The 7,748-nt window shown below is 57.9% G+C and carries 6 protein-coding genes; all 6 read right to left on the reverse strand.

The annotated features are described in order from the left end of the window. Positions 1-965: 965 nt before the first annotated feature. The 6 genes from RFM41_RS33665 to RFM41_RS33690 all read right to left on the reverse strand — a co-directional run bounded on the left by RFM41_RS33665 (position 966) and on the right by RFM41_RS33690 (position 7,657). Positions 966-2,012 (reverse strand): ABC transporter ATP-binding protein, encoded by a 1,047-nt coding sequence (locus tag RFM41_RS33665; protein WP_320253473.1) that lies wholly within the window; start codon positions 2,010-2,012, stop codon positions 966-968. Further along, positions 2,009-3,025, reverse strand: coding sequence for an ABC transporter ATP-binding protein (locus tag RFM41_RS33670; RefSeq protein WP_320253472.1), 1,017 nt, complete (start codon positions 3,023-3,025; stop codon positions 2,009-2,011). The genes RFM41_RS33665 and RFM41_RS33670 overlap by 4 nt, the downstream gene beginning before the upstream one ends. Beyond that, positions 3,022-3,915 (reverse strand): ABC transporter permease, encoded by an 894-nt coding sequence (locus RFM41_RS33675; RefSeq protein ID WP_320253471.1) that lies wholly within the window; start codon positions 3,913-3,915, stop codon positions 3,022-3,024. Before RFM41_RS33675 ends, RFM41_RS33670 begins: the two co-directional genes overlap by 4 nt. Position 3,916: 1 nt before the next feature. Next, entirely contained in the window at positions 3,917-4,855 is a 939-nt protein-coding gene (locus tag RFM41_RS33680) for an ABC transporter permease (RefSeq protein WP_320253470.1), read from the reverse strand. A 7-nt stretch (positions 4,856-4,862) separates the two neighbouring features. Then, positions 4,863-6,446 (reverse strand): ABC transporter substrate-binding protein, encoded by a 1,584-nt coding sequence (locus RFM41_RS33685; protein ID WP_320253469.1) that lies wholly within the window; start codon positions 6,444-6,446, stop codon positions 4,863-4,865. A gap of 1,016 nt (positions 6,447-7,462) precedes the next feature. Continuing rightward, positions 7,463-7,657: an IS3 family transposase gene (locus RFM41_RS33690; protein WP_320253468.1), complete on the reverse strand. Its 195-nt coding sequence runs from the start codon at positions 7,655-7,657 to the stop codon at positions 7,463-7,465. Between the last annotated feature and the right edge of the window lie 91 nt (positions 7,658-7,748).

Genomic DNA, 7,748 nt, shown 5'->3' on the forward strand with positions numbered 1-7,748 from the left:
CACCCGCTATGACAGCCCGCAGTGATCGCCGCTGGCGTGCCGACTAACGGCTGACCGCCCTACACGCATCAGGCGACTTCGGGAAAGGTGCCTTGGTGCACCGCTTACGTTATACCAAGAGTCATGGAGTTTGACCGACGTGCGCCCACTGCCGCATTCCGATTGATGTGATGGTTTCGGGCGCAGCGAGGAGCTTCTGCCAAGCCTCGCAAGCGGCGTCGACCCGCCGCCGTGGTGTCAGGGGTTCTACGCGGCCATGAATCTCAACATCAAACGCTGGAAACGGCTGCTCGACCTCGACAACCCCAACCACGGCTTGCTGCGGCCGATCCTGATCTATCTACTGCGGCGAAAAAAGGGCAGACCCGTCCTCGGCAAGCCCAGGCCGAGGCCCGAGACCGCGCACTTCATCGCTTCATCGAGCACGAAGCCTACAAAGACATCGCCCTTGTCATCCCCGCCCTCCGCGAACTCCACTGCGTCACCTGTTATGACAACCCGGAGCGATCCGCCGCCGGCGCGCCGACTACCCGCTGCATCACAAGACGATATTGGGAGGTGCCTTGGTGCACCGCTTACTCGCCAGCCTCGTAGTTCTCTGCAACGATCCGCGTCTTCTCCTCTGGAGTGCACTCGCGTCGCCGGCCGGAGCCCGTGAACACCTCGAACCGGCGTACCGGCTCCAAATCGTTCGACTTAAGCGCAAGCTCTGAAATCGTCATATGTCGAGCCCTCAAAGGCTCCGAACATCGTCCTTCACGCCGATCCCGGAAAGGTGCCGTCGGAACATCGCTTACAGTGCTGCGCGAGGTCGAACCGTCGGATCTTTGATATTTGGTGGTGTATATTCAAATTCCGGCGGATAACCGCCGGCTTTCAGGTGATGTGAGCAATGCGCATTCCGTCCTTCATGCGTACATAGCCAATACCGTTGCGCAACGTCTGACTCAGTATGATGGGGGTAACTAGCATTGCGGACCTCGCTCGAATTCCTTTTTTATTGGTCGCTTCTCCAAGGGCACCGTTTCGACGGTGATCGGGAAAAGGCATCTGAAGCTGTGCTCCGTGTCATCCGGGCTTGTTGAAGGCTCGGGGAAGACGCGGCTGCAGATGTCCTGCACGTAACGACAACGGGTGTGGAACTCGCAGCCGGATGGCCGCCTCATCAGGCTCGGCACTTCACCCTTGAGCTCGATTCTGTTGAGCACTGCATCCGGGTCAGCCTCCGGATTGGCCGCAAGCAGCGCTTCGGTATAGGGATGACTCGGGTGCTCAAATATACGCTCGGTCGAACCGACCTCAACAAAGCGCCCTAAATACATGATCGCCATGCTATCGGCCATGTGGCGCACGACATTGAGATTGTGCGTGATGATCAGGATCGCCATGCCGAATTCGTCCTGAAGCCGTGCGAGCAGGTTCAGCACCTCGCCCTGCACCGAAACATCGAGGCCTGCGGTGGGCTCATCGGCGATGATCAAATCCGGCTTGAGCGCAAGGGCTCGCGCTACGCCTACGCGCCTAGCCTGACCTCCAGAAAGCTGATGGGGATAGCGGCGAGCAATATCCGCTGGCAAACCCACCATGCGCAGTAAGCGCTCGACTTCGCTTCCGGCATCGTGATCCTTGAGTCCATGGATGCGAAATGGCTCTGTCAGGAGCGAGCGCACCGTCATCCTGGGGGAGAGTGAGCCGATTGGATCCTGGAACATCATCGCCATACGCCGCAAGTAAGGCTTGCGTTCAGCCCCACTGAGTTCCTCAATTTCATGTCCGTCGAAGTTGATGCTGCCGCTAACGGACCGCTGCAGGCCGATTATCGTGCGAGCGATAGTGGATTTGCCTGAGCCGCTTTCGCCGACTAGGGCCAACGTCTCGCCCTTGCGGATATCAAAGGACACACCGCATACTGCATCGATGAAAGGGGCTTTCGTTCCGGTTGAGAGCGCCTTCAGCGGACCCATGGTGCGGAAGCGGACGCGCAGGTCCTCAACCCGAAGCAGCGCGCTCATGACGAAACCAACCGCTGTTCGTCGAGGAGATGGCATCGGGCGACATGGTCCACGCCGATGCGGTACTCTACCGGGTTCTCTTGCACACAGCGGTCGGACGCATGTCGGCAACGTGTGCGGAAGATGCATCCTACCTTGCTGCCGAGTAGACTAGGCACCTCACCGGGAATGGTCGGCAAAGTGCGCGTGCTTTTTTTTATACGCCCGGGATCGCACTCAAGGAGCGCCCGGGTGTAGGGATGACCAGGATTGTAGAAGATGTCCCGCACGGTCCCCTGCTCAACCACCTCGCCAGCATACATGATAGCGACCCGGTCGCACAACTCAGCCACCGCGCCGAGGTGGTGGGAAACGAAGAGAATCGAGCAACCAATTTCTTTTTGGAGATCTTTGAGCAGATGAATGATTTGCACTTCCAGCGTTGCATCGAGCGCAGTGGTTGGCTCATCGGCGATGAGCAGCGCCGGTTTCACAAGAAGCGCCATGGCGATGCAGATACGCTGCCGCATGCCTCCGGAGAAGTGGTGCGGATAGGCGCATAGCCGATCTTTGGGATCGGGAATTCCGACTTGGTGAAGCATTTGAATGGCACGAGCGCGTTTTTCGCTCCGGCTTCCTTGTTCGCGGTGCTGGATATCGATCATCTGACTCTCGATAGTCCGCACTGGATTGAGTGCGGTCATCGGATCTTGAAAGATCATGGAGAGACGATCGCCGAGCAGGCTCTGTCGTGCTGAACCGGACATGTTGAGCAAGTCGCGTCCCTCGAACAGAATAGCGCCGGGTGTGACTTCGGCATTTTCGGGAAGCAGGCCCATCACCGTATAGGCGAGCGTCGACTTGCCGGATCCGCTTTCGCCGACGATGCCAACCACCTGTCCCGATGGCACATCGAGTGAAACATTGCGCAAGGCGTGAACACGCCCGCGTGGCGTACCGAAATCGAGATCGAGGCCTCGGATCGCAAGAAGCGGACGGGCGGACAGGTGCGGCATCGGGTCGTCGCGTCTCACAGGTCTTTCCGAAGCTTGGGATCGAATATATCGCGCAGCGCCTCGCCAAGAAATGTGAAGCCGAGCGTGGCGATGACGATAGGAATGCCGCCGGCAATCACCAGCCAGGGCGACTGATTAATGTGATTGTATCCTTCGTTGAGAATAGCTCCCCAATCGGGCGTTGGCGGGCGCACTCCCAAGCCCAGAAAGCTCAGACCTGCCTCTACGGCGATGACCGCGGGCACGTCCATGCTCACGAGGATGAGAAGCGGGCCGATGACATTGGGCAGTACGTGCACGGCGAGTATACGTGTCGTTCCGGCGCCCATGCTGCGCTCTGCGGCGATATACTCACAGCTGCAATGCGCCTGCGCTTGCGTGCGCACGACGCGTGCATAAATGGGCATGGATGTTATTGCGATGACGAAAATCACGCTGGCCAGACTGGGTCCCATGAGCGCGATGATCGCCAGCGCAAAGATAATGGCGGGAAAGGAGCGGATGGTGTCGAAGACCAGCAGGAGCAAATTGTCTAGCCAGCGCGGGCCGAAACCGGCGATGAGACCAAGCACGAGGCCGACCGCAAGAGAACTGCCCAGAGAAGCGAGAGCGACGAGCAGCGGGACGCGGCCGCCCATCATGACGCGCGAGAACGTGTCGCGGCCCAGCTGATCCGTGCCAAGGAGAAACTCGAGTGAAGGCGGCGCCAGACGCGGACCGACCATGATGCGGATCGGGTCATGCATGATGAGGAACGGAGCAAAGATCGCGCACGCCATCACGAGCACAACGAGAACTGAGCCGAGCACGCCGAGACGGGTCTTGCGCAACTGCTGAAAGAAGGCACGAAAGGCGCCCGGGCCCTGCCCTTCGTTGGCTCCGGCGCGGATGGCTTCAACGTTCGCCATGTTAGAGCTTTTCCCGGGTTCGCGGATCTAGGGCCGCATTGATGAAATCGGAGAGCGTCGTCGCGATCACGATAAGGACGGTCGTGACGAGCACGGTGCCCATCACGATCGGATAGTTGCGCGTATTGACCGCGTTCACGATCAGCGCGCCGACGCCAGGTCTTGCGAAGACCACCTCGATGAATACGGCAGACGAGAGCAGCCACGCTATGCCCACGCCGAGGACGGTGACAGTCGGCAGGATCGCGAGTGGCAGCGCGTAACGTGCAACGATGCGCCATTCCGAAATCCCGAAGGAGCGGGCCGTACGTATGTGGTTTTCACCAAGGATCTCAAGCATCGACGCGCGCACCAATCGGGAGATGTAGCCGACCCAGCCAACTCCGATGGCAAAGCCTGGCAGGATGAGATGTATCAGTCCGTCCCAGAAGCCGCTTCCGGCACCTATGGCCGGCAGCCAGCGGAACGTGACGGCGAAGATCAGCAGTGCGTAGACTGCCATGACGAAGGACGGGATGGCGATCGTCGCGACCGCCATGACGCCGACGACCTGGTCGATGACAGAGTTACGCCTCATGGCCGAGAGACAGCCCAGTGGCACCGCAACCGCGACTGCCCACAAAATCGAGACGAAGATGAGTTCGATCGTATAGGGCAATTGCTCGAAGACGATGTCGGCAACAGGCCGCTGGCTGAACACATCAAAACCGAGATTACCTTGGAGCAGCCCGCGGAAGAACGTAACGATCTGCACAACAAGCGGCTTATCCAGCCCCATCTGCTGATGCAGCAGCGCCTTCATTTCGGGAGTCGCCCGTGGGCCGAGCAGAACCGCAGCAGGATCCCCGGGCACTGCTCTGATCATAAGGAACAGTAGCGTCACCGCGGTCACAATGATTGCGACCGCGAGGAAGATCCGCTTCAGAATGTAGAGCCACATCCCTTAGTCACACCGGCATAAAATTGAGGAACAGCGGGGACCCATCCGGGAGTGTCGCAGCCTGCACATGCGTGCTGCGGTACATCACCGGCCATGCTCCATTCGTCAAGAATCTGTAAGCGCCTGACTCCTCCATAAGGTCCTGCATCTCATAATAGAGTTTTGCACGCTCGGCAGGATCCTCAATCGTAATGGCCTTGGCGTTTAGCTCATCAAAGCGATCACTGCTGAAGCGCTCCCAGTTCCAAATGCCGACCTGAGCTTTAACGAACCAAGATGTGTAATAATAAGGATCCGGCTGACTAGAAAAATTGTTGACTACGAGCTGCATATCTTTCCAGCGACCGCCTTCCGATTCCATGCCAATCGTCCAAAACGACCCGGCATCCTGGGCATTGACTTCGACCGTGATACCAATCTGCGACAATTGCGCCTGGACAGTCTGGGCTACGGTCGCATAAGTGCTGTCGTTGAGGCAATCGATGGTCAAGGTCAGCTCATTGACACCAGCCTTTTCCAGGAACTCCTTGGCCTTTGTGAGATCGCCTTCCGGCGGGACGAGCGCTTTGTCGCGATGGCCCACAATACCTGGAGCAATGGTGCCTGTCGCGACCTCCGCCTGTCCCGCATACGCGACTTTTAGGATCTGCGGCACATTGATTGCCCACTGAATTGCCTTGCGGACATTGATGTCCTTCAGCTTCGGATGTTCCATATTCATGCCGATCCAAGTGTAACTGAGCCCGGGGTATTCCTCTATCTTAGTATCGGCGGGCGCATTGCTCTTGAGCGTCGCAAGCGAATCCAAACTGATTCTGGTGAAATCAATGTCGCCCGCTTGATAGGCGCGCTCCGCCGTCTTGTCGTCGGTAATCACGATGATGCGGATTTCGTCAAACCCAGGCTTTGGCCCCGACCAGTCTGGATTGCGTGTTAAGAGCACATACTGGCTTTTCTTAAAGTCGGCGAGCACGTAGGGGCCGGAGAAAGCCGGCGGCTTCAGGCCGAAACTACTGCCATCACCGGTTGCTTTCATCACCGCATCCTCGGAAACGATATGGCCAACCCCAAAGGGGAGCGAAACGATCCAGGCCGGCACAAACGGTGCCTTGAATACGATGACTCCCGTGTAATCATCCTCCACCTCGACGCGATCGAGCGTACCCCAATCGACGGCAGCCGCCGATTTGTGCTTGATCACGCGCTCAAAGGAGAATTTGACGTCGTTGGCGGTCAACTCGCCATAGCCGCCGGTAAACTTGATGCCTTTCTTCAGGCGGAAACGGATATGCGTCGGATCAACCTGCTCGATCTTTTCTGCCGCCTCCAGTTCCCAGCGCCATTCGGAGCCCGGCTTTCTCCGAATGAGCTTCGAAAAGACGCAGTTCGCGACGTCTAAGCCCACGTATTCGCTGTAGAAACCTGGATCGAAGGTGGAGACGTCGTTATAAGAGCGCGCCTTTAGCAGCTTCCCTTCCGCTGCCCAGATGGCTTGCGACAATGGCATCCCGGAGGCGAGGACACCCCCGCCGACGGCGGCACCAGCCTTCAGAAAGGCCCGGCGGTTCACATTGCCTACGATGTCTTTCATGATTGATTCCTCCCGTTTCTGTTGAGCGCCGCTCCGAGGGGTCGCTTTCCGTTTTGGTTGGTCCGGCACGCGAGCGCGATATACGCAGCTCGAATGCTTCCGCTGAACTAGTCTAGAAATCCGTTGCTGCAGTTTTCCGGCAGGTTCGCCGGCGCAGAGGGGGGACTATCCGCTTGAGCCGATAAACATTGGAGCAGAGCCACAACCATGCCCATACTACATGAGTGCTGCATGTTTCGTGAACACCTCCGTAGCCGACTGCTCTGAATTTATGTTCCCAAAATGACTAAGATGTCAATTTCCGAATTGATCTGGTGTCAATTTCACCTTTATCGGGTGAGGAATGCGGCTGCGGTGTTGAAGTCTTCCACCCATTTGCAGATCACGCTTTTTATGTGTCGGAGGAGAATATGTGGCGGAGCTGCCCCTGACGCGCCGGATCGGCCAGGTCTGGAAATCCTCCGCCACATAATGTTTCGCACCATCGGGTTGGGGGATTCCCCTGCTATGCCGGAGGGCAATATGCTCGTGTTCTGTTTTCCTATGTTGGAGTGCTCAAAGCGCCTGCGCAGCGGAGCGCTCGGTGGCAAGATGGATCGCCGTGCGGAGCATTTTTCACACACTTGGTTACAAGCGAGCGTGTGGGTGGCCCCCGTTTGACCCGACAGGCAGCTGGTCGCATTAAGCAAAAGCGGCTTTGGCCCAGAACTAGCGTGGCCAGAGGAAGAGCAAGCCAGAGTGCGGGTGGATCCTTGTAGTCGTCGAAACATGTCGGCAGCAAGGCCAGTACAGCTAAGCCGGGATTTGATCGTCGACGGCCGCAATCTGCTCTCCCGTAGCGAGGCGACGATTCGAAGCAGAGCGTCACGCGCAATTGTCGGAAGAGGTTCGTGTCCTTCATCGACTCGCGGTCCCCGAAATGACTTGGGGGATGAGCCCGAACCCGCCAGATGGGTGCAAAATGCATTCGATAGCATTGTACGCAGCCTGGAGTGCGCCCCTGAGGGTGGACAGAATCAGGCTGCTGATTTGCCAGTCTGCCGGATGTGTTGATCCTCCGGGCTCAGATATACGAGCGCCGTATGGAGCCTGCGTGCGTTGTAGACGTCCTCGATGAAGTGGAGAAGGTGATCAATGACGTCGTCGAAGGTTTCGAGGGCCATCGGGTAGACCGCCTCAACCTTCAGCGTCTTCATGAAGGCATAGGTCATTTGTCAACCCGTCTTGTTAAAGTTAAGCCATTGATGTGCAACGAGCCTTTCGATCGGAGGCTAAGAGGACGTATTCTTCGATCTCGGAGGC

Source organism: Mesorhizobium vachelliae, assembly GCF_033977325.1.
GTDB classification, from domain to species: domain Bacteria; phylum Pseudomonadota; class Alphaproteobacteria; order Rhizobiales; family Rhizobiaceae; genus Mesorhizobium; species Mesorhizobium vachelliae.

What these genes read in the sequence shown, in the direction of transcription:
- RFM41_RS33665 (WP_320253473.1), bottom strand. Translation starts at nt 2,012, where the DNA reads ATGAGCGCGCTGCTTCGGGTTGAGGACCTGCGCGTCCGCTTCCGCACC.
- RFM41_RS33675 (WP_320253471.1), bottom strand. Translation starts at nt 3,915, where the DNA reads ATGGCGAACGTTGAAGCCATCCGCGCCGGAGCCAACGAAGGGCAGGGC.
- RFM41_RS33680 (WP_320253470.1), bottom strand. Translation starts at nt 4,855, where the DNA reads ATGTGGCTCTACATTCTGAAGCGGATCTTCCTCGCGGTCGCAATCATT.
- RFM41_RS33685 (WP_320253469.1), bottom strand. Translation starts at nt 6,446, where the DNA reads ATGAAAGACATCGTAGGCAATGTGAACCGCCGGGCCTTTCTGAAGGCT.
- RFM41_RS33690 (WP_320253468.1), bottom strand. Translation starts at nt 7,657, where the DNA reads ATGACCTATGCCTTCATGAAGACGCTGAAGGTTGAGGCGGTCTACCCG.